Source organism: Secundilactobacillus angelensis, assembly GCF_012641075.1.
In the GTDB taxonomy this organism is placed as follows: domain Bacteria; phylum Bacillota; class Bacilli; order Lactobacillales; family Lactobacillaceae; genus Secundilactobacillus; species Secundilactobacillus angelensis.
In genome coordinates this window covers 41,290-66,152 of record NZ_JAAXLJ010000004.1, presented here as the reverse complement: position 1 = coordinate 66,152, position 24,863 = coordinate 41,290, and the positions used below count along the sequence as shown (strand labels likewise).

Here is a 24,863-nt window from a genome sequence, read left to right as displayed (position 1 = left end):
GCTCGGTTACGACTACGGGAGACGGAGAAGATCGCAGCGCAGGTGCTAGCTTCGGAGCGACCCCACTTCGAGGAATTGGGTTGGCGGAACGGGAAATTAGCACTGAGTAAAAAGATACCCTCAAGGCTTAGCTTCTACCTTGAGGGTACCGTTTTGCTGACACTGTTTTGATTTTATATGGCTGAAACGTGCTCCAGCAAGCAGAGACTTGCACCTAAGGCACTTCCGAAATAAATCCAAGTTCGGGATTTTTGCCTTTCCCGCCTTACACTCCGCTCTCTAGGCGCTTGCTTCCGCACTCAAACGTGCTCCAGCAAGCAGAGACTTGCACCTAAGGCACTTCCGACATAAATCCAAGACCGGGATTTTTGTCGAAAGCGCCTTAGGCTCCAGTCTCTAAGCGCTTGCTTCCACACTCTAATGCTACATAGCCGAAACGTGCTGCAGCAAGCAGAGAGCTGCACCTAAGCCAATTACGGTATAAATCCAAACCCGGGATTTTTACCGCAATCAGCTTAGGCTCCGCTCTCTAACCGCTTGCTTCCGCACTCTATAACAAATGAATCCCCGCTTCTTCACACTTATCAATCATATCTTGAGGCCAGAGAGATGCTTGCACTTCACCAACGTGAGCCTTACCCAACAGCAGCATGCACAGCCGCGATTGGCCGATCCCGCCACCGATCGTGTATGGGACTTCTTCGTTTAAGACCATTTGGTGATATGGTAACTTCAAACGATCCTCGGCGCCAGCGATCTTTAGTTGCTTCTTCATGGATTCGGCATCGACCCGAATACCCATGCTGGAGATTTCAATCTTTTGGTCTAGTGGTTCGTACCAGAAGATGATATCGCCGTTTAATTCCCAGTCATCATAGTCAGGTGCCCGGCCATCATGCTTTTTACCACTCTTCAAAGCGCCACCAATCTTCATGATGAAGACGCACCGAAGTTCTTTAGCAATCAGATCTTCACGCTCCATCGGTGTCTTATCTGGCCAACGATCTTCCAATTCCTGAGTGGTAACAAAGTGAATTTCATCAGGTAAGTGATAAACGGATTCTGGGAATTTGTACCAAACTTCATGTTCCATGTGCTTGATGACTTTGAAGATCTGACGAACCGTCTTCTTCAACGTATCGATCGTCCGTTCTTCTTTAGTGATGACCTTTTCCCAGTCCCATTGGTCCACGTAAGCGGAATGGAAGTTGTCCAGGTCTTCGTCTTTACGGATGGCGTTCATGTTGGTGTAAAGACCTTCGTGAAGTGGGAAACCATAACGCTTCAAAGCAACTCGCTTCCATTTAGCCAGTGAGTGGACGATTTCGATTTGTTCGTCGCCCATGTCCTTCATGGTAAATGAGACAGGTGTTTCAACGCCGTTCAAGTTATCGTTTAAACCGGTTTTCTTTTCAACAAACATTGGGGTTGAAACCCGTGACAGGTTCAATTCTTTACGGAATTCATCTTGAAAGGTTTCCCGAATGTAACGGATAGCGGTCTGTGTTTCGCGGACACTCAATTTTGGTTCGTATGACTTTGGAATAGTTAAATGCAAGGTACTCGCTCCTCTAAAATAGATTTGGAATAAAAAAAGAAGCCTTTTATCCCTTAACCAAGGGACGAAAGACTTCATTTCGCGGTACCACCCAAGTTGCCTATCCATAGATAAGCCACCTCAATACGCGTACTAACATACGCTCCGATGGTAACGTTTCGGTAACGGCGAAGCTTACTGCTAAGTGGTTCAGCTCGCAACTAAGAAAGTGTTATTCAGAAAAATCGATTACTGATTGGGTTCGCACTCGCTCCCAACTCACTGACAGTTCGATTAGTCTTACTTGTCTTTCCTACGTCTTTTAATCTCTAATCAGTATCTTACCATCTTTTCATAAATTGTAAACAGGCTTTTTGAATTTTTTTAAAACGCTGATGTATCAGGATTAAGGCATTAGTAGAAGAAAGTGTAATCTTAAAAATTTGTGATAGTTATGAATTTACGGATCATCTTTTCGGTTAGAACATTGCTTGTAATTCAACCCGTTTCGGCTTAAAGTGGCTTTAACGGTAAGTCCAATGACGCTGAAAAGGGGACGTAAAGATGGCAGAACGAGTGATTTTGATAACGGGTGCATCAAGCGGTATGGGTTATGCAGCCACACAACTATTTGCGCAACATGGCTGGGAAGTTTATGCCGGTGCAAGACGAGTTGAGAAAATTCCCACGGGTTCGGTTATTCATCCCCTGTACTTGGATGTGACGGATGCCGATTCACGACTGCAATTCGTCAAAGATGCCTTAGCCGATGGTTTGCGGGTAGATGTTTTGTTAAACAACGCTGGTTATGGTGAATTTGGACCGTTGGAAGAAGTCAGCGTGGAGAAGGTTCACAAGCAACTGGAGACTAATCTAGTCGGTGCCTCTGAACTGACAAAATTAGTGCTGCCGCAAATGCGCCAACAAGGCTCCGGCCGAATCGTCAACAATTCTTCAATTGGCGGTGACGTCTATTCACCACTGGGCGGTTGGTATTACGTGACGAAGCGCGGATTAAACGTCTGGTCTGATGTGTTGGACACCGAAATTCGTCAGTTTGGCTTGCGTTCGGTGATCGTTGCGCCAGGTGGCACGGAATCATCCTGGTTGGACATTGCCATGGATAACGTCAGTGACAATTTAAAACCAGATTCACCGTACACCACCTTGACTGACGCCACCCGAAAGTTGCTGGGTGGAATGCTGAACACCTCAGAAGCTACGGCTAAAGACCTGGCAAAAGTCTTTTACCGTGCTGCCACCGAACGCCATCCTAAACGGCGGTATTACTACAGTATTGCAGACCGCCTGCTGTCACGGCTGGCACGGAATCATCCTAGCATTTATCACGAAAGCATGAGTTTTCTGGTGAATGCTTTGACAAAGAATAAATAGCCTTAAATAAGTTCGATAACTGTCATTGGCGTGTGTTGGCAGTTGTTGAACTTTTTATCGTTTTCACTATAAATTCACTTGCGTTAAACCTACTCTAAGGTTGTATGATTAAGACAGCTTGATGTTGATTAGACAACTTCGAGAATTAAAACTAAAATATACTATACGAAATAAATTGAGAAGGTAACGATTGTGAAAGAAATTAATCAGCGAGTCTTTGAAGGCGAACGAGCATTGTTTAAGGCTCACGACCTCAACATAAGAAACAGTACGTTTCAAAATGGCGAATCGCCACTGAAACACGGGAAACATCTGAATATCGAACACAATATTTTTAAGTGGAAATACCCATTGTGGTATGCGGATGATATTAATGTTTCACGCAGTACGCTGAAGCTGGAAGCCCACGCAGGGATCTGGTATACCAAAAATCTAAAGATGGATAACGTGATGATTGAAGCGACTAAGACGTTCCGGCACATTGACCACGCGGAGTTGTCCAATATTACCATGAGTAACGCTGCCGAAACGCTATGGTGGTGCAATGACGTTAAGCTGGATAACATTACCGCCACGGGTGATTACTTTGGCAAGAATTGCGAGAACGTGGTGGTTGACCACCTTAAGTTGAGCGGCAACTATGCCTTTGACGGCAGCAAAAACATCGAAGTTCATGATTCAACCTTTGAAACCCACGATGCGTTTTGGAACTGCGACAACGTAACGGTTTACGATTCCACCTTTGTTGGCGAATATTTGGCTTGGAACTCGAAACACATTCGTTTTGTGAACTGTTGGATTGAAAGTGATCAAGGGCTGTGTTACGTGGATGATCTAACACTTGAGAACTGTTCACTCGTCAATACCGATTTGGCCTTCGAATACTGCACGTATATTAACGCCGATATCATTACGACCATCGATAGTGTGAAGAATCCCGTTAACGGCGTGATTAACGCACCGGCTATTGGTGAAGTGATTATGGATGATCCAGACATTGACAAGTCGGCTATTAAAATCAATGTGAGGAGGAAAACGGCATGACAAACTTTTCAGAATTAATTGATCGGCGACATACCAACTCCGTGAAGTGGGACGTTAAAGATAACGAACTGCCCATGTGGGTGGCGGATATGGACTTTCGGACCTTACCCGCAATTGTGTCGGCGATTCAAGAAAAAGCTGATAATGGGATTTTTGGTTATGAAGAAGTACCACAAGCCTACTTTGATGCAGTGCAGTCGTGGTATGAACAGGAGCATGACTGGCGGCCTGAGACCGACTGGATGATTTTTGCGACTGGAGTTGTGCCGACGATTTCGTCCAGCGTGAGACGGTTGACCAACGTTGGTGACAACGTCTTGATTCAAGCGCCCGTCTATAACATTTTCTATAATTCGATTTTGAACAACGGACGCCACGTGCTTTCCAGTGATCTCGTCTTGGATGACCAAGATACGTACCACATTGACTGGGAAGACTTAGAAGCTAAAATGGCGGAACCGTTGACGACCATGATGATTTTATGTAATCCCCATAACCCAGTTGGGATGATCTGGTCAGCGGAGGCCTTAGCCCGTATCGGCGAACTGGCGGCTAAACACCATGTGGTGGTCTTATCCGATGAGATTCACGGCGATATTACCGCGCCGGATAAGGGGTATGTTCCGTTTGCTTCCGTGAACCAAACTAACGCGCAGAATAGTGTGACTACGGTTTCGCCAAGTAAGACCTTTAACGTTGCTGCCTTGCATGCTGCGACGGTGATTATTCCCAATGAGGCATTACGTGCGGTGGTTAATCGTGGGCTAAATACGGATGAGTTAGCGGAGCCTAATTCATTCGCTGTGCCAGCAACGATTGCCGCTTACACTCAAGGACATCAATGGGTCCATGAGTTACGCGCCTACGTCGAAGATAACAAGCAGACCGTCGCTAAGTTTGTGGCAGAGAGCATCCCCGGTGTGAAGACTGTGGCAGGGGACGCGACTTATCTGATTTGGCTAGATACGAGTGAAGTTGGCATGCCGTCAGACAAGCTGGAACAATTTATTCGAAAAGAAACCGGTCTGTATCTTTCAGATGGGACGGTATACGGTGGCGATGGCCGTGAATTTCTCCGCATGAACGTGGCTTGTCCTAAAGAACGCTTGATGGATGGGCTGAACCGTTTGAAACAAGGTATTGCTGCAGTTAAATAAATGGAAAACGAGTGTGCCGTAAGTCTATATTGGTAAGGCACTTTGGATTCCGACCATATAACGCAAATCATGCCTATCCCGACGAAGTTCGCCAGGGTAGGCATGATTTGTGTTAAATTCTGGAATCTACCGAGTTGTGTCACAACTTTAGCAATTACCACTATTAGCAAAAACACCCTGTTGAAAGGCTGCTAGAATAGCTTTTCCATCGGCAATTTGCACATTATTATCGAGTAGTTGACCATTATTAGTTAACTTAATCATCGATTTTTGAACATCCAGCTTTAACCCCTGTCCCAGAAAATAGACGTCGTAATCTGAGGTGTAGAGGGACAAGTCAGCATTATTTTTGAGTGCGACGTTGTACTCATCATCTGGTTGATCTAACACCACGATGGTGAACTTCGTGCCAATACTACAAGCGCCACCCTGGAGCGAATACTTGCCGCCAGCATCGTCAGTAATCAGCAGCAACGTTTTATCAGCTAATTGTTTTTGTTTTAAAATGTCAACGACTGCAGGTGTAACTGTAATCTCGTTCATCTCACAACACTTCCTTTAGCTTGTAGTGTACGCTGATGGGGACGTAAAATCAATTGTGCACAAGCTTATTTGGCACACTAGCTAAGAAAGTTAAAATAAGCGATGACGATGAATCCTAAGATAATCCGATACCAGCCAAAAGCTTTAAAGTCGTTTCGCTTGATGTAATCTAGCAGAAATTTGATTGCTAGATAAGCTACTAGGAACGAGACGATTACACCGGTCAATAGCACCATTGATTGGGCACCTGTAAAAGTGTTGCCATGAACCAGATACTTGGTGATCTTTAGCAGTGATGCGCCAAACATGGTTGGAATCGCCAAAAAGAAGGAAAATTCGGTCGCTACGAATCTCGAGGTACCCAGCAATATGGCACCAAGGATGGTTGCGCCAGACCGAGAAGTCCCTGGAATCAACGACAAGACTTGGAAGAGGCCAATCACAAGCGCGGTTTTTATCGGTAGCTGGTTCAAGTCAGTGCGGACTGGCGTGCGGTGGTGATTCCAGTTTTCAATCAGGATAAATAGGACCCCGTAGATGATCAGAGTGGCAGAGATCACTTGCCAGCTGGTCAAGTGTGCATCCATCCAGTCGTTCAGTGGCAGGCCAATGATGACAGATGGTAGGACAGCTACAATGACCTTACCCCATAACGCCCATGTTTGGCGGCGCTCCAACCGGTTTTTAGCTGTTGCCCAAGGGTTCAATTTATTGAAATACAGCACGATTACTGCCATAATGGCCCCTAATTGTATGACAACCATAAACATATTAATGAAGGCTGTTGATTCCTTGAGTTTGACAAATTCATTCGCCAAATAGAGGTGTCCCGTAGAACTAATTGGTAAAAATTCTGTGACTCCTTCGATAATTCCAAGAATAATAGCTTTAAATATTTCAATCACGATAACAAACATCCTCCGTTATAACATGCCATTTCCGTTAATTTTACGGGGCGGTTGTAAAGCGAATGTTTGAAATGTGTAAAACTTGTGTAAAGGTTGTGGGAACCTAGTTTTAACCATGTTTATATTTTTTCATAAAAGGAACATATGCTATTTGATGTGTGTTTTGACGGCACATCATTACTTATGTGCCAATATAATAGTCATTTCGAGAGCATATACGTTTACAGCCATACATAGCTTGTTATAAAATTTAATTATCGGAGTTTAAGGTTTTATTTTACCCAAGGGGGGTTCAATAATGGTCTCATATGCACGCTTACGCACTCGTAACCAGATTACGAGTGCGATGCTGACCTTATTAAAAACTCACCGGATTGAAAACATTGAAGTTACTCAAATTTGTGAAGCAGCATTTATTAAGCGTAGTACCTTTTACCGTTATTTTCACGACAAAATTGAACTAACGCAAGCAGTCCTCGATAAATTATTGGAAGACTGGCAAAGCGCTGGCGGGAAGGTACCTACCGCTGCGAAAATTGCTGACTTTTTCATGGATAATTATGATGTGTTATCTCATTTGAGAGTCAATCCGTGTAATCGGCATTATGCAGAAATTCAAAAATTACTGCAAACCTGGCTAATGAACCATATTACGGCGGAAGACCAATCAGCAACGCCAATTATCTATAAAATTAGAAAGGCCCACGACCCGATGCTGCTAAGCGCTTTTTTGCTTGATGGCACGTTTGGCGTTTTAGCTCAGGCTGACTTGTCCAACCAGCGGGATCGGTTAAGAGTGAGGGCATTTTTAATCGGAATTGTTGAGCGCGTTACCCGAGCTAAGTGAGTTTTGATCCAATCAAAAAACCTAGTAATCAGCCAATCTGACTGAGTACTAGGTTTTTACTTGTCTTTAGGCAACCAAAAAGTGGTCACATTCTTCTTGAGAGCAATGGCATCGTCAATTAAATGATGAAGCAACGACTCATCAATCTCAGTTCCCCAGGCAACGTGGAACTGGCGCTTGGTCGCCCGGTAGCCTAAAGCAGTAATCTGGGGTAAATGTTTTTCGAAAACAGGCGCTTCTACAGCCACCGCAAAGTCTTTGGTGGCCGCAGAAAAGCCGATGATAAATGTGTCGTGATCGGTGAACATAGGCTGATTCCAAGCAAGCCGTAATTCAAGCTGCGGATATTGGGTGCTGATCCAGTCTAGCGTTGAACTGAGTTGTTGCGCGTTTTCGGGTTTCGTGATTGAAGCCATGTACTCGTCTAATGTGTCATATTTTGCCATGCTGTCACTTCCAGATAATTTTCCCCAGTATATCTGTTTTCAGGCAAGCCTGCAACATGATTAAAGGGTCACGATTTTGGTGCTGATAGCCTGAATGAAATCCTGATCATGTTCAGTTACCAGCATTGTTGGCTGAACGGTTTGGATGAGCGTGCTGAGCTGTTCTTGGTTGAAAATATCCAGGTAGTTCACGGGTTCATCCCACAGGTACAGGCTGGTAGGAGTGGCTAAGCTGGCGGCTAGCTCAACCTTCTTTTGCTGACCCGCCGATAGTTGCTGAATCGGGGTTTTAAAGTTGCTGCGGGGCATGCCTAATTTTTTCAGGTTATTCAATAAATCTTGATAACTCAGCCCACGTTTTTCGGCAAATTCAGTCAGCGTTCCTAGATTGTCAGGATAGTGCTGGCGGACTAGGCTGCGACGAGCAGTTTCAGTGAGTTGGATTTCACCGGTCACATCTCCTCTGAAGATCCCTAGAATGGCGGCAATCAGTGACGACTTACCGCTGCCATTGGGGCCAACCAGCGCTAGTCGATCACCACGGTTGAGTTCAAAACTGACGGGCTTTGAGAACAGTGGCCGATGATTGTAGCTGAGCTGAACGTTTCTCAGACGAAGTAAAGTTTCGTGGTGATCAGGCTGATAGTTCATTTTCAATGGATCAATAAATTCGACGTTTTGCAGTAACGCTTCTTTATCGGTGATGGTCTTGTCCATCCGATGTTCCAGGTTCTTGGCTTTTTGCATTACTCGTGCTGACCGAGCACCGATAAAGCCGGTATCGTAGACGGCACCGCTGCCCTTTTTATGCGGGTTCCCGTATTTGTCACCTTCACGAGATTGACTCCATTGACGCTTATTAGCCGCTGTTTGTTTTAGTCGGCCAATATCGTGACGTAATTTAGCCTGCTCAGCGAATTCTGACTGGTCTTTGAGCTGTTTGGCGTGTTCATACGCGGAATAATTTCCCTGTGTCAGCACTAACTGCTGCTTCTCAATTGTCAGTGTGTGGTCTGTAGCCACATCCAGAAAGTGACGGTCATGTGAAATGACGATGAATCCTTGCTGCGCATGGTGGAGGTAATCAGCAATTTGCTGACGACCAGTGACGTCCAGATGATTTGTTGGTTCGTCCAGCAGTGGGAAACCCGTCTGACTAGCAAAGGTAGCGGCAAGCAGGACTTTCGTTTGCTCGCCGCCAGACAGACTTTCGAAGGGTCGGTAAAGCAGGTCGTCGTCAGTGTGCATCAGGGATAGTTCCCTTTGAATTTCCCACAATTCTGCTGTGCTGGCTTCGGTGGCCACGATCCAAGCAGGTTGGGTAGAATCTGCAACAGATTGTGGAAAATACAGCGGTGTAAGCGGCATGACAATCGTGCCTTGGCCGCTAAGCTTGCCGCGAATTAAGTTGAGCAGAGTGGTCTTTCCACGTCCGTTACGACCAGTCAAGCCGAGCTTCCAGCTGCTATCAAAGGTTAAATTTTGATTGGTAAATAAGTTATCTTGCCCAGGGTAGGCAAAGGTTAAGTGTGTGATTTGAATTGTCGACATAGATGTCCTCCAGTTTCTTGGCGGGCACCGTGGCAGTTTTAAGGCATCAAAAAAGCACCTGAGAACAATTCTCCAGGTGCTTCGCGCATAGTTAGCATACGTTTAGGCTCGCTAGAGAAGGTCTAGGTCAGTGCCAGAACTGCGCAGTATTCCCCTGTAATGGGAATCACGGTGCTAGGTTCTAACGGTTGACTTAGATCTTCAATGGGCGAGGCCTCCTTTTTATTAGTGTCATTAAACTAACATGTTTGGTTAGCTGCTGTCAACTGGTAGAAAATATTGGGTATTAAAAAAGACCGCTGACAAAAACTTTTGGCAAAGTTAAGCGATCTCTTTTGATTGTATAAACAATGCCAGCCGTCATTAACGGCTCTACAGTGAGAGGTGCTCAAACGCCTTTCACCATTGGCATCATTACTGTAGCATGGACATCAACGCGTGGTCAATGAAAGCAAGTTGGTTTTGAAAAGTTGGAACAAGAGGTTAATTTTGTCTGAGTTTTGAAATGGTACAGACCAAACACAAAATCCATGATAAAATCAATCAAGTAGGAAAGTTAGTGGCGGTTGGCAATTCTAAGTAAAGAGGTGATGCAAATGATAATTCGTTGCATTGACCATCTTTTAGAAGGAGTGCCTTGATGGCAACCATGATTTGGTTGTTTTCCGTGTTAATCAGTTTACTAGTTGGTCTGACACTGACAGTTCACTATGTGGACTTGTTGGTTGAAGAATTAACCGATCTAGTAACGGTTGCACGGGAATTTTTGAAAAACATCAAAAAAGACCGCTGACAAAACTTTTGGCAAAGTTAAGCGGTCTTTTTTGACTTAATATCAGCCAGCCGTCATTAACGGCTCTACAGTGAGAGGTGCTCTAACGCCTTTCACTTACATAGATAGTTTAGCATCTATTAGACGACATAGTCAATTAAGTTGATGGTTTAAGATGGGATTAATTTTCCGGTTTCCCGAATTTCTGCCAGTGCTTGGCCAAGTATTGAACGGTTAAGCTGTTGGGCTGAGTGACCAGTTTTAGCGGTGCGCCGGAAGCAACGATTTTACCCCCGGCAGCCCCGCCTCGAGGCCCCATGTCAATCAGATAATCAGCGTTTAGCATCAGGTCTACATCGTGGGTGATGATGAGGATCGTGGCGCCGCTGATCCGCAACCGGTCGATGATCTGCAGGAGCGTTTGCACGTCTAGCGGATGAAGGCCGATTGATGGTTCATCAAAGACAAATAGGGTTCCTGCTTGCTTCTTGGTGAGGTGGCTGACCAGCTTCAGTCGTTGGGCTTCACCACCAGATAAGGTTGGGGTGCTTTCACCTAAATGAAGGTAAGCAAGGCCCACCTCCTTGAGCTGTTTGAGCTGGTGTTCGATCCGCGGAACATCCTTGAACACTGGAATCGCTTCTTCAACCGATAAGTTGAGTAAATCTACAATGGAATAACCTTGCCATTTGATCTGCTGGATTTCATCCTTATACCGGGTGCCGTGGCAGACCGGGCAGACTTCTTCCATGTCAGGCAGATACTGAATATCTAATGTAATATTACCTAGGCCGCCGCAATTCGGGCAGGCTCCCTGCTTATTATTGTACGAGAAGTAGGCGATTCCGTAACCCTTGGCTTTTGATTCGGGTAAGTTAGCAAACATGTGTCGCAGAGCGTTCATGATATTGGTATAGGTTGCCAACGTTGAGCGGGCGTTATTACCCACAGGACTAGCATCGACACTCACTACATCCTGTAAGTCGGTCGTGAGTTCACTGACATGTTTCGGTAATTTCTGTTGCTTCTTACGGGCCTGAATTGCTGGGACCAGTGAATCGATAATCAGACTAGTTTTACCAGCACCGGAAAAGCCGGTGATTGCGGTCACTTTGTTGTCTGGGAAAGTGGCGTCAACGTGATGCAGGTTGAAATGATCATTGATTTTGACGTGGGTAGACTTACCGGTGGGGGTCTTGGCAGCATGTTTGGTCTGCAGAATGTTCGATTGACCGGAGATAAACGGGCCAATCAGTGATTTCGGATTATTGACCAGTTCATTTGGCGTTCCCTGAGCGATTACCTGGCCACCTTCAGCACCGGATCCGGGACCAATCTCAATCACCCAATCCGCTGCAGAAATAATATCAACTTCATGATCAACGACTACCAAAGAGTTGCCTTGAGCAATTAACTGGCGGAAAACGTTGATCAGCCCCTTAATGTTATCGGGATGCAGTCCAATGGAAGGTTCGTCTAATACATATAACACCCCAGTGGTCTCGGTACGAAGGGTGCGTGCTAGCTGAATCCGTTGGAGTTCCCCAGTCGACAGGGTATTTCCACTACGTGATAGGCTGAGGTATTCCAATCCGAGTTCCAGCAACGGTCGTAACGTATCATCTAATTCGGTGAAGAGAATTTTGGCTAAGGACGCCATGTCATTGGGGAGTGACGTTTTAGTATCAGCTTCCCATTTGGCCAAATCGTTGAGCTGCATGTCGGCCACTTCAGCGATGTTCTTACCACCTACTAGCTGCTTCAACCGTTCAGGATTCAGGCGTGAACCGTGGCAAGTAGGGCAGGTTGAAAAATGATAAAACTGATTAATTCGGCTAATCGAACGTTCACTCGTTACTGATTCCAGAGAATCCTCAACAGCCGCATACGCGTTTTCGTACAGCGCGTTATCCATGTGAAAGACGCGGCCGGTACCGGAGCTGATGTTCACCGGATGGGTCTGCTTTTTACCGTGCAAGACAATGTCACGTTCTTTATCCGTGAGGTCTTTGTAAGGGACGTCGGTACGGACACCCAGCGTAGCAACGACTTTAGGCATAAAATTACGGCCAGGCAGATGCCAAGAAGCAACCACCCCTTGGTCGATGGTGAGACTTTCATCACCAATCAGCTTGGATTCATCCAGTTCACGGACAACGCCTAAGCCCTTGCAAGTGGGGCAGGCACCGGTGGAATTAAAGGAGAAATCTTCAGCACTATTGGCCATGAAGCGCACGCCGCAAGTTGGGCAGGTAATCATGCCCATGTCGTCGCCAGACAGGTCCATATTTTGCGCAATTTCTATAGTTGGCGGAATCCGGTGACCGTTTGGACAGACAACTGAACCTAACCGTGAGAAAATCAAGCGAACAACGTTGAACGCTTCGGTAAGCGAGCCAACCGTGGAGCGTTCAGATGGAATGCTAGGTCGCTGACGCAGTGCCAGTGCCGAGGGAATGTGCTTTACTGATTGGACTTGGGACTTCTTATTCTGGGCAATGCGGCGCCGTGTATAGGTAGATAGTGCATCTAAGTAGCGCCTGGAACCTTCAGCATAGAGAATCCCCATGGAAAGGGAACTTTTACCGGATCCGGAAGGCCCAGAAATAGCGACAAACTTGTTTAGCGGAATATCAACATCGATATTTTTCAGGTTATTAACGTTACCGCCACGAACTTCAATATGATCAATTGGTTGAACCACGTGAGCACCTGACTTTCTATTAATTGAATGGTTCCATTTTAACGTAAATCAGTAACCGTGGGAAATATCTGGAATGGGCTCGTCTAATATAAATTATAAATAATAGTTTACATAAAAGAATTATTATCACATTTGTGGTATTCAGTGGTTGAAGTTTGCTATGCTAGGATTATAGAAAAATGATGTCAGTCAAGTCGATAAGGAGGAATTACTATGGGTTTATTATGGTCACTCATTGTTGGCGCTATTATTGGCGCAATTGCAGGAGCAATCACTAACCACGGTGCCGCCATGGGCTGGATTTCTAACATTGTTGCCGGGTTGATCGGTGCGTGGTTAGGTCAGGCGTTATTAGGTACCTGGGGCCCAAGCTTAGCAGGTATGGCGCTGATCCCTTCGATTATCGGCGCGGTGATCCTAGTCGTCATTGTCTCGGTAATCTTTGGCCTACGAAAAGATGATGCCTAAGAAAGGTGGCTGATATTATGGATGCCATTCAATCAGTATTTAAATTCATGGTTGCCAGCACGTTGGTTGTCGGCGGTGTTTTAGTCGGCGGCACAGTGTTTGCAGCAAAAAAGGTCGACTCAATCGGTGATAAGATTCAGGAGAAGCTGCACCGCTAGTCGATGATGAGAACCGCACGGCAGACGTGCGGTTTTTGTTTTGTGAAAAATCGGTGTTAAAATGAAAGCGGAGTCAATACCGCGGATCATTAACTTGATAAATCGAGTAAAGTTAAAAATACAACTTAACAGCAGATCTGTATCGGAAATCTAGAAATATTCTAATTTACCCTTTAAATTAGAATCATTACATTGTACAATGAACTTGTAGCAAATTCTAAGGAGGTTTTCGAACATGAGTTTAGTAGGAAAACAGATTGAGGAATTTAAAGCACAGGCTTATCAAAAGGGCGAATTTATCGATATTACTGATGCAGATTTGAAGGGACACTGGAGCGTTGTGATGTTTTATCCAGCCGACTTCTCATTTGTCTGCCCAACTGAATTGGAAGATTTACAAGATCAATATCAAACCTTACAAAGTTTAGGTGTGGAAGTTTACTCCGTATCTGAAGATACTCATTTTGTCCACAAGGCATGGCATGATGAATCAGACGCTGTGGGTAAATTGCAATATGCTATGATTGGCGATCCATCACACCAATTAGCTAAGATGTTTGACGTCTTCGATGAAGAAGCCGGTCTGGCACAACGCGGGACGTTCATTTTGGACAAAGATGGTGTTGTTCAATCCCTTGAAATCAATGCAGACGGCATTGGCCGGAACGCTTCCGAATACATCGACCGGATCAAAGCTGGTCAATACGTTGAATCCCACCCAGGTGAAGTATGTCCTGCTAAGTGGAAGGAAGGTTCAGAAACCTTAACCCCAGGCCTCGATCTCGTAGGTAAGATTTAATGTTAGATGACCAATTAAAACAACAGCTGAGCAGTTACTTACAGTTGCTTCAGCAGCCGGTGGTCTTTACGTTAGACGCTGGCAGTTCGGCAAATGGTACTAAGGTCCGCGACTTCTTGAACGAAGTGGCGGCCTTGTCACCTAAATTGTCGATTGTTGAAGGGCACTTGAAACGACAGCCCAGCTTCACGTTGGATGCACAGGGCGAAGCACCTTCTGGGATTACATTTGCGGGAATTCCACTAGGTCACGAATTCGAGTCCTTCGTATTGGCACTCTTGCAGGTTTCCGGTCACGCACCGAAGATTTCAGAGAAAGTCCGTCAACAAATCGAGGCGATTGATCAGGACCTCCACTTTGAAACCTTTGCCAGCTTGAGCTGTCATAACTGTCCAGACGTGGTTCAAGCGTTAGATATTATGAGCTTGCTGAATCCGCACATTACCCACACGATGATCGAAGGTGGCATGTTCCAAGATGAAGCCGAAGCCAACGATATTATGGCGGTGCCAACCGTTTTCTTGAACGGTGAAGAATGGCATAACGGTCGGGCTACCTTGGAACAACTGGTTAACAAGGCACAGGGGAAAGCTGCTGTTGCCGCAGTTAACGATGATGTTTCTGACAAGACTTACGATGTTTTGATCATTGGTGGTGGTCCCGCTGCCGGCTCAGCCGCAATTTACTCGGCTCGTAAGGGTCTATCCACTGCGGTAGTTGCTGACCATATCGGCGGCCAGCCCCTTGAAACGGTTGGTATCGAAAATTTGATCGGTACCGACTATATCGAAGGTGAGCAGCTGATGCAAAACATCCGAACTCAAATGACGAAATACAAGGTGACCTTGATTGATGGCCAAACTGTAACTGGTTTAACGGCTGGTTCACCGGTTCAAGTTCAATTAAAGGGCGACACTACCTTGAAAGGTCGCACTGTCATTATCGCTACTGGTGCACACTGGAAGAATATTGGCGTGCCTGGGGAGCAAGAATTCCGCAACAAGGGTGTGGCATACTGCCCGCACTGTGACGGTCCGCTGTATAAGGGCAAGAATGTTGCCGTTATCGGTGGCGGAAACTCTGGTATCGAAGCCGCTATCGACTTAGCTGGCATCGCTAGCCACGTTTCCGTACTGGAATTTGGGCCTAAGATTGGCGCTGATGCCGTACTGGTCGAGAAGGCACGGTCTTTAGCTAACGTTGACCTCATCACTAACGCCCAAACCACTAGTATCGAAGGTGACGGCCGGGTGAACGGTTTGGTCTACACGGATCGTTTAAGCGGTGACTCCAAGTCATTAGCCGTTGATGGTATCTTTGTTCAAATTGGTTTAGTTCCAAATACGGGCTGGTTATCTGAATGCCTTGATATGGATAAACAAGGTCAGATCATCGTGGACGAAAAGGGCGCTACTAGTTTAGCGAACGTCTTTGCTGCTGGTGATTGCACCAATTCCGCATACAAACAAATCATTATTTCCATGGGTTCCGGTGCTACCGCTGCCCTTGGTGCTTTTGATGCTTTAGCTCGTGAGGTTACGGTTAAAGCTTAATATCATACTTTAAAATTAAGGCTACGGTTTCTTGATAGAAGACCGTGGCCTTTTTGTCACCTTCGGCGCCTGGGTTTTGGTCTGCTGTGAGGAACGGTGAAAGCCTGAGAGGCGGTCTTTCACCTCGCATTCAAGCCACGCCCAACCCGCGCGTCTTGAATGTCTTCCCGTGGTGTAAGATTGGGAAAGTCACCCAATCCAACACCACTTTCACAGCTGACCAAAACCCGGGCGCCTACGGTTACATGCCGGCGTCATATGAAATCTCTGCCCAAACTTGAAATGAGAGTTTAATTAAAAAACTATTGATGAAAACTTCTTTATCAGCCATAATAAACCTAGTTAAATTACTTTTTGGTTACTTAAAAATATTCTTTTTTCATATAAGATGGTTGGAATATAGGACTTATTTGGTGTTTAGGAGGCTTTGTCATGACTGAAAATATGATTAGTGCTCAGCATCTTTCTGCTGGGTATGGTCATCACGTGATTATTAACGATCAAATGATTCAGATTCCAACCGGTAAAATTACCGGGCTCATCGGGCCTAACGGGAGTGGCAAAACGACCTTATTTAACGTGTTAAATGGCTTTGAAAAGCCTTTAGCAGGGGAAGTCAGACTATCAGGACACACGGTGAGTGACCTGACAGCTAAACAGCGAGCTCTAAAGGTGGCTTGTCTTTGCCAGCACCCAACAGCGCCGGATGGCATTACCGTTCATGAACTAGTGGGCTATGGGCGTTACGCTCACCATGTTGGTCTGCGCCATTCCAAGAAAGTTGATTCTCGTGCGATTGCGGGGGCCATTGAAGCAGTTCATTTAACGACGTTTACCAATCGGCAAGTCAGCAGTCTGTCAGGCGGGCAGCGGCAACGGGCATTTATTGCCATGACCTTGGCTCAAGATAGTCCCGTTATGATGATGGATGAACCGACAACGTATCTAGACCTCACCAATCAGCTGCAGATTTTGAGCTTATTGCAGGAACTTAATCAGACACTTAATAAAACAATCGTCATTATTCTTCACGATTTAAACCAGGCCGCAGCCTACTGCCAGCATCTGATTTGCTTATCTGGTGGGCAAGTCAAAGCGGTTGGCACCCCGCGGGAAGTTTTAACTCAGCAGCTGATAGCGGATGTTTTCCAAGTTGCTGCGGAGGTCACTTATGATCAAAATCAGGATTGCCCTCAGATGCTGAATTGTCATCCGCTAGAGGTGGTATCATGAGGTGGTGGCAACGTCATTTAGCGGCCATCTTAGTCGGTTTATTGGTGATTGTTATGGTGGCAAATGTCTTGGGTGGCAGTCGCTGGTATCTGCTTTCTGAACTTTGGTCAGGTACGCAGACGCTCTCTGGCAAGGTGATTTGGGACATGCGAGTACCGCGAATGTTGGCCAGTGTCATGGTTGGCGCATTATTAGCCGTCAGTGGTCTTTTACTGCAAACGTTGTCTCACAATCCGATCGCGGATCCGTCGATTTTAGGCATCAATGCCGGTGCCAATCTGGCATTGATTGTTGGTGGTGTGGCTGGCCTTTCCAGCAGTATTTTTAATACGGTCTGGCTTTCAATCACCGGTGCGTTTATCGCTTTTGTTGTCGTGATGGGTTTAGCGCTATCGCGACAAGGTGTGGCACCGTTACGGCTGATTTTAGGTGGGACCGTTTTTTCCGGTTTTATTAGTTGCATTTCGTATGCAATCAGTGTGATGACCAATACGACTGAACAGTATCGTAATTTACTGGTCGGTGGTTTTAGTAGCAGTACATATGGGCAAGATAAATTACTGGCAATCGTGTTGGTCATCGTTGTTTTTGGCGTGTGGCGGTTTCAAAGTGGGTTTACCTTACTCGCCATGGATCAGCAGACCACCCGTGGATTGGGTGTTTCCACTGGATTGTTGTGGCAAGTGGCTGCCGGATTGATCGTTCTAGCCACTGCTGCAGCCGTTGCGGTTGGCGGTAACATCGGCTTTGTCGGCTTAGGGATTCCTCAACTCATGTCTGCGATTCGGCCGGGGTCATTTAAACAAAACTTTGGTGTGACGCTATTAGCCGGTGGTGTTTTTATGACCACGGCAGATTTGATTGCGAAAGCGGCGGTACCGTCCGTTGAGTTACCGATGGCGGCTTTAAGCGCTCTGTTTGGGGGCTGCCTGTTGTTTGTCATGGTGGTCTTTGGACGTCAGGTGGTGAAGGTATGACCATAAAATATCGAAACGGGTGGATCCTGTTTTTAAGTGGCTGTTTGTTTATTTTGGCCATGTTGCTGTTGCTGTCGGTTGGCGACATTCAGCTCAGTTTTGGTCAGGTGGTCAGCACGCTATTAGGAGTTAATCGTGATTACACCGCTAATTTTGTAGTGTGGCAGCTGCGATTCCCTAATCTCATTGCTGCGTTGATTACTGGTGGCGCTTTAGCCGTTAGCGGACTGATCCTGCAGGTCACTACGGGAAATTCTTTGGCTGATAGTAGTATTTTGGGAATTAACGCTGGGGCCAGTTTAGGTGCCGTGGTGCTCACCGCAATCAGTACCAGTATGAAATTGCTGCCGCTCGCAACCTTGATTGGCGCGATGATCAGTTGTTTGCTTGTGATGCTTGCCAATCGCCATGACTCAACGATTCAGGTGCTGTTAGGCGGTGTGGCGTTAACCGCAGTGATGAACGGCTTAATTTTAATTTTAGAAATGCAGATGAACCAATTTAGCTTCGACAAGGCGCTAATCTGGCTTAGCGGCAGTTTTTGGAATCTAGATGCTCATTTTTTATCCATCAATGGCGTGGCGTACATGATATTGCTGCTGATAACGGTACTCTTAGCTCCGGTCCTGAGCAGCCTGACCCTTGGTAGTGAAATGGCAATGGGCATTGGAGTGAACGTTCGCGTAGGTCAGCGCACGTTATTACTGCTGGCTGTTGGCTTGGCTACCGTGGCGGTTTCAGTGGGTGGCGCCATTAGTTTTGTGGGTCTGATGGCCCCTAATATTGCTAAACGGCTGGTGGGTCAGCGTATCCGAGTGATGCTGCCTTTGAGCTGGCTGTTAGGAACTAGTTTGATGATGTTAGCGGATGTGGTCGCTAATAATGCATTTGGCAAGGTCACACTACCTGTGGGTCTAATTGTGGCAGTAGTGACAATGCCGTACTTTATTTTGCAACTGTTTAGTTGGCAAAAAATCACGCAATAATTTGGAGAAAAAACGATTATGAAACAGATAAAATCAATCATTAGTGGCGCGGTTATTGCCATGGTCGGCATGTTAGTACTAGCTGGCTGTGGGTCTACGTCAAAATCTAATGCGTCAAAAGAGGTTACTCGTACGGTCACAGTGAATAAGCGTCAAATTAAAATTCCGGTTCACCCAAAACGAATCGTGACCAACGTCTACACCGGAGATGTGCTTTCCCTTGGTGGGCACGTCGTTGGTGCGACGTCAACGGATTTAGCTAGCCCGTTTCTAACTCAACAGCAGACGAGTGGGATTAAAAATCTCGGGTTAACGTTAAAACCAGAGGCTGTGTTGAAGCTGAAACCAGATTTAATCGTCACTAGCAACGAAGCGGATGTGAAGGCCTTGAAAAAGATTGCCCCAGTAGTTTACGTGCCATATGGAACCACCGGCAATATCAAACAGACGGCCACCAAGTTTGGCGGAATTTTGAATCGGCAGCAGCAAGCCAAGTCATGGAATCAAAAGTTTGAACAGCTGGCTGCTAAACAAGATGCCAGGCTAAAGAAGGCGGGCATCGACCCGGCGAATACTTCCGTTGGCATGTATGATTTACAAAACGGTAAGTTATTCGTGGATGGCAGCACCTGGGGTCGTGGCGGTCAGGCATTGACAACCGGTCTAGGTTTTCAGTTACCGAAAAACATTCAACAGATTTCTAATGGGGCTGGCTACCAGCAAGTTTCACTGGAATCGCTGAACAAGTATTCGGCTGACTGGTTATTCTTCACGAACACCACCCAAACCAAAAAGGGTGAGGCGGCCGTCAGTGATTTAAAGTCGAACACAGTTTGGAAATCGTTGCCAGCTGTTAAGGCGGAGCACGTGGTGTCGTTACCATTTAACAAAATGTATTACTTTGATCCAACTGCGGTTTACCAGCAGATGACACTGATCACGAATCAGATGATCGTGCAAGCGCATTAAGTAAACGAAAAAGCTTCCCCCACAGCTCTAATAATGAGTTTGTGGGGGAAGCTTTTTGAAATCCGACTTACAATGACTTAAGTTCGGACATGACGCTTTGCGGTAACTTTAGTCCAGCTGCCTTAATAGCATCATCAATGTATTTAACTTTGCTTGCACCCAGCAGTGCGGTGGTGATACCAGGAATCGATAAGACCCCGGCAAAAGCCAGCTGTGACATAGGAATACCTGACTGATCCGAAATGGTCTTTAATTGTTCAACGGCTGCTTTATCAGCATCATTGAAGTACTCCTGAATGAGCGGCTCGCCCTGAGCAGCGCGACTATTACTTGGCATGGCACCGTTCAAGTACTTACCCGTAAGAACACCACGAGCTAGCGGGCTATAAGCTAGAAAGCCAACGTGTGAACGCTGAGCCAGCTTTAAGACATCATGATCATTGTGTTTGCTGAGGATGTTGTAGCGGTTTTGCAAGGAAGTCAGCGGATTTAAACGGCGGTCTTTGATAATAGCCAGCGCCTGCGTTAACTGATACTCCGTGTAGTTAGAAACACCATAGTAGCGAATCTTACCTTCGTCAACCAAGCCGCTTAGAGTGGTTAAGGTTTCTGCTAACGGTGTGTTGTTATCAAATAAATGAGCCTGATATAAATCAATGTGATCAGTTTGTAGCCGCTCTAGTGAAGAATCAATTTGCTGGTGAATATGTTCCCGAGAAAGTGTTGGGTTACTCATCACTGGATTAGTGTTCGAGCCAACTTTAGTCGCCAAAACGATTTTTGAACGGACACCCGGATTTTGACTGAGCCAATTACCAATGATGGTTTCGGATGTACCGTCACCATACGGCGGTTTTTCATCTTGACCAGGGCCGTAGTAGTCCGCGGTATCAATCAGATTAATCCCACTGTTGACAGCGTGGTCCAGGATGGCAGCAGAATCTTCTTCTGAGATCCACCGGCCGAATGCCATGGTGCCCAAGCCAATTTGAGAAACTTTTAAATTACTATTGCCCAATTTTACTTTTTCCATATTTTTACTCCTATTCTTCAGGTTGGTCGGCTGAGATGGAAGTATCCCGGAGTCGCTTGAAATCAGCTAGTGACTTCGTGTATTTATCAATGGCCATGTCTGAGGCGAACTTCCCTAATGGCAAGCGCAATGGCAGGTCGTCGTGGTGATTAGTGACCTGGTCGTAAATGATTTCGGCTGCCACGTTGGGATCGCCAGCCTCGTGGTGAGCAGAAGCACTGGATTGTTCGATGGATTCGGCGAACTGTTGATAGTCTGGCGTTGTTGGCATCGCTTTTTGTGACGAGCGACCTGCCCAATCAGTCCGGAAGCCACTTGGCTCGATAAGTAAGACTTTGATGTTTAAGTCTTTAACTTCTTGGGCCAGCGATTCACTTAGACCTTCCACGGCGTACTTGGTGCCATGGTAGAAGGACAGTGTTGGAAATGAGCGTAGACCGGCAATGGACGAGAAATTGACGATGACGCCACTTCGCTGTTGACGCATGGTTGGTAACACGGCGCGAGTCATATCGACTAACCCCCAAACGTTGACGTTAAACATGTATTCTACAGCGTCTCGGTCGCTTTCTTCAAAGGTACCAAAGTAGCCTAGGCCAGCGTTGTTGATCAGGACATCGATACTGCCAAAACGGTCGTTGACTTGTTTAACCACTTGGTCAATTTCGTCTTTTTTAGTGACATCTAGCGTAAGCTTTTGAATTTGACCGTGATCATATTGATCCAAGTAGTCCAACTGATCGGTATGCCGAGCAGTTGCCACTAAGTTTAAATCCGGTTTCTGTGCCAATAGGGTTGCTAGTGAGCGTCCGAAACCCGTTGAAGTTCCTGTGATAAGCCATGTTTTATTTGCCATAAATTAAGTACTCCTTTTTGTCTTTACCTCTATTTTAGTTCTTTTCTGGGGGAGACGCGTCATTCATCATCTAATTTTGACAATTCAGCTAGAAGTGATGTCTTAATTGGTTCAATCACTGTTGGATTATAGACGTCATAGAAGATGCAGTTGTGAAACTGGGTGGCAGGTTCGATACCCACGTAACGGAAGGTGACGTCCAGCGGTTTCAACAAGTCGGTAACTGTGAGACCGTCCGTTAACGGGTTACCGGGTGCGTAAGTTTCAGGAACTGCCGCCAAGGTGGTCACGTAGCCAAACTGTTTGCCGGGCATTAACGCTACCGGCTGAGCGTTTTCATCCGAATCGTAAAAAACGTGCAGCGCGAAAACGTCATCGATGTATCGTTTCAGACCCCACGGCACCGCGTACCAGTAGAGCGGAAAATACAGCAGAATTAAGTCAGCCCAGCGAAACTTTTCGGCTTCTTCACTGGCCTGATAATCTGTGACAGCTGTGTATTTGACTTCGTTATGCTGAGCTAGTTTTTCGCGACTGATATCTACCAGTGCTTCGGTTAATTTACCACCTGCATCGGGGTGCGGTGTGTAGCCGTTGATCAGTAAAATATGCATCGAATGTCGACTCCCTTCCAAATTATCATATCATTATTAAGTTGGTGATTGGCACTGGAAGGCTTGGCATTTTTCAAGCTGTCGGGCCTTCAATTTGATTCTCCGACTTGCATTTTACAAAAATTCCGTTATAATTCTAATTAATATTTAATGTCGGACTTACAAACAAGTAGCACTTTATCTGGGCGTCAGGAAGTTGGCGGTTGCTGCGAGCCAATCAGGATAAAGTTGACGAAATACGTAGACATCGACAATGGTTACCGCTAGAATCCATTATCTTCTGGTGAGTGGTGTACAGTGATGTGCACAATTTGGGTGGTACCACGGTAGAGTCTGATCGTCCCTGTTGCAATAATGCAATGGGGGCGATTTTTTATTTGGGAGGAGTAATCATGATGAGAACAACTAGTGGTGGGATGGCACGATATTGATCGACCAAATCGTGAGAAATTAACTAACAACTAAAAGGGAGATCAAGCGGATGATAAAAATTAAATTGAGTTTAAGAGAAGCCATTATTATGTTAGTGATTATTTTAGCCATTATGGGGTTAGGTGTGATTGGTTTAGGTTTATCGCCACAAGTACCGGTGTTGCTGGCAATCACTGTGACCATTTTCTGGGCCAAATTCAAGGGGTTATCCTGGGACGATATCAATCATGGTATCAAGGATGGCATCGATAAGGGAATCATTCCCATCGTTATTTTTATTCTAATCGGGGCCATGATCAGTACCTGGATTGCTGCTGGTACCATCCCCACATTAATGGTGATTGGGTTTAAAGCTATTAGCGCACAGTGGTTCCTACCAACAGTTTTTTTGGTTTGTTCATTAGTTGGTGCCGCTGTCGGGAGTTGTTTCACGGTAGTTTCCACTGTGGGGATCGCTTTCTTTGGCATCGGGGTCACCATGAACTTTAGCCCAGCTTTAGTTGCTGGAGCAGTCATTTCCGGTGGGGTGTTCGGTGATAAATGCTCACCGTTATCCGAAACCAATAACTTGGCTGCCGCCGTTGTAGACACGGATCTATTCGACCACATGAAGACGATTTTATGGTCGACGGTCCCCGCAGCTGCCATTTCAACCGTGGCCTTTGCCCTGCTTGGCTTTGGTCACAACCACGCTGATTTTGCGAAAATTAATACCACCGTTGCCGCACTGTCACAGGACTTCCATATTTCGTGGGTCGCCCTTATACCAATCGTCCTGGTGTTCGTCTGCGCCGGCTTTAAAATGGCCGCCATTCCAACGATGTTACTAAACGTTTTGGTGTCAGCCATTATGATGTTCATCAACAATCCTTCACTGGGCGTGACGAAGGCCAGCAATATTATTACTAATGGTTTTGTCGCTAAAACCTCTAATGGAGAAGTTAATCTGCTGTTATCACGTGGTGGTATTGTCAGCATGATGCCAACTGTAGCACTGATTGTTTTGACCTTGTCCCTTGGTGGTTTGTTAGTTAACTTCGGTTTAGTTAGTGCGGTAATGACGCCGTTAGCTGCTCATTTGAACTCACACGCCAAGTTGATTACCGCTTCGTTAGCCACTTGTATCGGAATCAACATCTTCGTTGGTGAACAATTCTTATCTATTATTTTACCCGGTCGTTCATTTAAAGAGACCTTCAATAATGGTGGCCTTGAAAGTTCAGCCCTAGGTCGAACCCTTGAAGATGGTGGGACCGTGCTGAACTACTTGGTTCCTTGGGGTGTCGGCGGTGTCTTCCTGGCCAATACGCTCGGCGTGCCGACTATGTCATACTTACCATTCGTTTTCTTCAGTCTGCTGTGCCCAGTCATGTCGCTGGTTAGTGGCATTACCGGTATTGGGCTACACGTGGCAGATAAGCAGGTTGAGGCAAGCGTTTAGTGATTATTTTGACTGACTTTTCAGGTGATAAATGATACACTAAAGGTTAGAGACAAGAAAGGACGGATGACTCATGGCAGTAAACTTAACTAAAGAAGAACTGAAACAATACGATGGCAAGGATGGGCATAAGGCGTACGTTGCAATTGATGGCACGATCTATGATGTAACGGATGTTGAGGCCTGGAAGAACGGCGAACATCATGGCAACGTTGCGGGTAAAGACCTGTCAGAGGTTATCACCACTGCACCGCATAAGAAGAGTGTACTGGCTAAATTGCCAGTGGTTGGTAAATTAGTTTAATCGCATTTTGAATCAGTAAAGCGATGGACTCCTAATTTCGGGAGCTCATCGCTTTTAATTTTGCAGTTGAAGTCTGAAGGAAAACCGCTCTTGAGTCTAAAATTACACGAAGAAAGTTAAAAGAAATTTTTGTGCG

The 24,863-nt window shown here is 46.0% G+C and carries 24 protein-coding genes and 1 other annotated feature; of the genes, 15 read left to right on the top strand and 9 right to left on the bottom strand.

Going from position 1 to position 24,863, the window contains the following annotated elements; translation table 11 throughout:
• Positions 1–550: 550 nt before the first annotated feature.
• A complete protein-coding gene (asnA, locus tag HC026_RS03095; protein WP_168924530.1) occupies positions 551–1,558 on the bottom strand; it encodes an aspartate--ammonia ligase in 1,008 nt (335 codons plus the stop codon).
• A gap of 57 nt (positions 1,559–1,615) precedes the next feature.
• Positions 1,616–1,862: a binding site (T-box leader), on the bottom strand.
• A gap of 239 nt (positions 1,863–2,101) precedes the next feature.
• On the opposite strand from asnA, the gene HC026_RS03090 reads away from it, so the two are divergent.
• The 3 genes from HC026_RS03090 (at position 2,102) to HC026_RS03080 (ending at position 5,133) form a co-directional block, all read left to right on the top strand.
• Entirely contained in the window at positions 2,102–2,932 is an 831-nt protein-coding gene (locus HC026_RS03090; RefSeq protein WP_168924529.1) for an SDR family NAD(P)-dependent oxidoreductase, read from the top strand.
• Between the two features lie 192 nt (positions 2,933–3,124).
• The gene (locus tag HC026_RS03085; protein ID WP_168924528.1) at positions 3,125–3,976 is read left to right on the top strand and encodes a DUF3737 family protein; all 852 of its coding nucleotides are present in this window, start codon (positions 3,125–3,127) and stop codon (positions 3,974–3,976) included.
• Positions 3,973–5,133, top strand: a complete 1,161-nt coding sequence (locus tag HC026_RS03080; protein ID WP_168924527.1) for a MalY/PatB family protein — start codon at positions 3,973–3,975, stop codon at positions 5,131–5,133. The genes HC026_RS03085 and HC026_RS03080 overlap by 4 nt, the downstream gene beginning before the upstream one ends.
• 147 nt (positions 5,134–5,280) lie before the next feature.
• Here the strand turns inward: HC026_RS03080 and HC026_RS03075 are convergent, their stop codons facing one another.
• A complete protein-coding gene (locus tag HC026_RS03075; protein WP_168924526.1) occupies positions 5,281–5,676 on the bottom strand; it encodes an iron-sulfur cluster biosynthesis family protein in 396 nt (131 codons plus the stop codon).
• A 77-nt stretch (positions 5,677–5,753) separates the two neighbouring features.
• Positions 5,754–6,581 carry an undecaprenyl-diphosphate phosphatase gene (locus HC026_RS03070; RefSeq protein WP_168924525.1) on the bottom strand — a complete coding sequence of 276 codons (828 nt, stop codon included), beginning with the start codon at positions 6,579–6,581 and terminating at the stop codon, positions 5,754–5,756.
• Positions 6,582–6,882: 301 nt separating this feature from the next.
• Between HC026_RS03070 and HC026_RS03065 the strand changes: the two genes are divergently transcribed.
• Positions 6,883–7,431 carry a TetR/AcrR family transcriptional regulator gene (locus HC026_RS03065; protein WP_168924524.1) on the top strand — a complete coding sequence of 183 codons (549 nt, stop codon included), beginning with the start codon at positions 6,883–6,885 and terminating at the stop codon, positions 7,429–7,431.
• Between the two features lie 56 nt (positions 7,432–7,487).
• Here HC026_RS03065 and HC026_RS03060 read toward each other — a convergent pair whose 3' ends face one another.
• Together HC026_RS03060 and abc-f are read right to left on the bottom strand one after the other, a co-directional pair.
• Positions 7,488–7,877, bottom strand: a complete 390-nt coding sequence (locus HC026_RS03060) for an iron chaperone (RefSeq protein WP_168924523.1) — start codon at positions 7,875–7,877, stop codon at positions 7,488–7,490.
• Between the two features lie 60 nt (positions 7,878–7,937).
• A complete protein-coding gene (gene abc-f, locus HC026_RS03055; RefSeq protein WP_168924522.1) occupies positions 7,938–9,428 on the bottom strand; it encodes a ribosomal protection-like ABC-F family protein in 1,491 nt (496 codons plus the stop codon).
• 640 nt (positions 9,429–10,068) lie between these two features.
• Here abc-f and HC026_RS03050 point away from each other — a divergent pair.
• Complete coding sequence (locus HC026_RS03050; protein ID WP_168924521.1) at positions 10,069–10,221, top strand: hypothetical protein; 153 nt, start codon at positions 10,069–10,071, stop codon at positions 10,219–10,221.
• Positions 10,222–10,381: 160 nt separating this feature from the next.
• On the opposite strand, the gene HC026_RS03045 is transcribed toward HC026_RS03050, so the two are convergent.
• On the bottom strand, positions 10,382–12,904 hold the full coding sequence (locus HC026_RS03045) for an excinuclease ABC subunit UvrA (RefSeq protein WP_168924520.1): 2,523 nt from the start codon (positions 12,902–12,904) through the stop codon (positions 10,382–10,384).
• A gap of 213 nt (positions 12,905–13,117) precedes the next feature.
• On the opposite strand from HC026_RS03045, the gene HC026_RS03040 reads away from it, so the two are divergent.
• The 8 genes from HC026_RS03040 to HC026_RS03005 all read left to right on the top strand — a co-directional run bounded on the left by HC026_RS03040 (position 13,118) and on the right by HC026_RS03005 (position 20,047).
• The gene (locus HC026_RS03040; protein ID WP_168924519.1) at positions 13,118–13,372 is read left to right on the top strand and encodes a GlsB/YeaQ/YmgE family stress response membrane protein; all 255 of its coding nucleotides are present in this window, start codon (positions 13,118–13,120) and stop codon (positions 13,370–13,372) included.
• 17 nt (positions 13,373–13,389) lie between these two features.
• Positions 13,390–13,530: a hypothetical protein gene (locus tag HC026_RS03035; RefSeq protein WP_168924518.1), complete on the top strand. Its 141-nt coding sequence runs from the start codon at positions 13,390–13,392 to the stop codon at positions 13,528–13,530.
• A gap of 235 nt (positions 13,531–13,765) precedes the next feature.
• A complete protein-coding gene (gene ahpC / locus HC026_RS03030; protein ID WP_168924517.1) occupies positions 13,766–14,329 on the top strand; it encodes an alkyl hydroperoxide reductase subunit C in 564 nt (187 codons plus the stop codon).
• A complete protein-coding gene (gene ahpF / locus HC026_RS03025) occupies positions 14,329–15,882 on the top strand; it encodes an alkyl hydroperoxide reductase subunit F (RefSeq protein ID WP_168924516.1) in 1,554 nt (517 codons plus the stop codon). Before ahpC ends, ahpF begins: the two co-directional genes overlap by 1 nt.
• A gap of 432 nt (positions 15,883–16,314) precedes the next feature.
• Positions 16,315–17,115 carry an ABC transporter ATP-binding protein gene (locus HC026_RS03020; RefSeq protein ID WP_168924515.1) on the top strand — a complete coding sequence of 267 codons (801 nt, stop codon included), beginning with the start codon at positions 16,315–16,317 and terminating at the stop codon, positions 17,113–17,115.
• On the top strand, positions 17,112–18,092 hold the full coding sequence (locus tag HC026_RS03015; RefSeq protein WP_168924514.1) for an iron ABC transporter permease: 981 nt from the start codon (positions 17,112–17,114) through the stop codon (positions 18,090–18,092). Before HC026_RS03020 ends, HC026_RS03015 begins: the two co-directional genes overlap by 4 nt.
• Complete coding sequence (locus HC026_RS03010) at positions 18,089–19,078, top strand: FecCD family ABC transporter permease (protein ID WP_168924513.1); 990 nt, start codon at positions 18,089–18,091, stop codon at positions 19,076–19,078. Before HC026_RS03015 ends, HC026_RS03010 begins: the two co-directional genes overlap by 4 nt.
• Before the next feature lie 18 nt (positions 19,079–19,096).
• A complete protein-coding gene (locus HC026_RS03005; protein WP_168924512.1) occupies positions 19,097–20,047 on the top strand; it encodes an ABC transporter substrate-binding protein in 951 nt (316 codons plus the stop codon).
• A gap of 67 nt (positions 20,048–20,114) precedes the next feature.
• Here the strand turns inward: HC026_RS03005 and HC026_RS03000 are convergent, their stop codons facing one another.
• Genes HC026_RS03000 through HC026_RS02990 form a run of 3 tightly spaced genes read right to left on the bottom strand, consistent with a single transcriptional unit; the run spans position 20,115 to position 22,550 of the window.
• The gene (locus HC026_RS03000) at positions 20,115–21,080 is read right to left on the bottom strand and encodes an aldo/keto reductase (RefSeq protein WP_168924511.1); all 966 of its coding nucleotides are present in this window, start codon (positions 21,078–21,080) and stop codon (positions 20,115–20,117) included.
• Between the two features lie 10 nt (positions 21,081–21,090).
• Positions 21,091–21,936, bottom strand: coding sequence for an oxidoreductase (locus HC026_RS02995; RefSeq protein ID WP_168924510.1), 846 nt, complete (start codon positions 21,934–21,936; stop codon positions 21,091–21,093).
• A 59-nt stretch (positions 21,937–21,995) separates the two neighbouring features.
• Positions 21,996–22,550: an NAD(P)H-dependent oxidoreductase gene (locus HC026_RS02990; RefSeq protein WP_168924509.1), complete on the bottom strand. Its 555-nt coding sequence runs from the start codon at positions 22,548–22,550 to the stop codon at positions 21,996–21,998.
• Between the two features lie 481 nt (positions 22,551–23,031).
• Here HC026_RS02990 and nhaC point away from each other — a divergent pair, with 481 nt between their 5' ends.
• Positions 23,032–24,423: a Na+/H+ antiporter NhaC gene (gene nhaC / locus HC026_RS02985; RefSeq protein WP_168924508.1), complete on the top strand. Its 1,392-nt coding sequence runs from the start codon at positions 23,032–23,034 to the stop codon at positions 24,421–24,423.
• Positions 24,424–24,496: 73 nt separating this feature from the next.
• Positions 24,497–24,727, top strand: a complete 231-nt coding sequence (locus HC026_RS02980) for a cytochrome b5 domain-containing protein (protein WP_168924507.1) — start codon at positions 24,497–24,499, stop codon at positions 24,725–24,727.
• Positions 24,728–24,863: the final 136 nt, after the last annotated feature.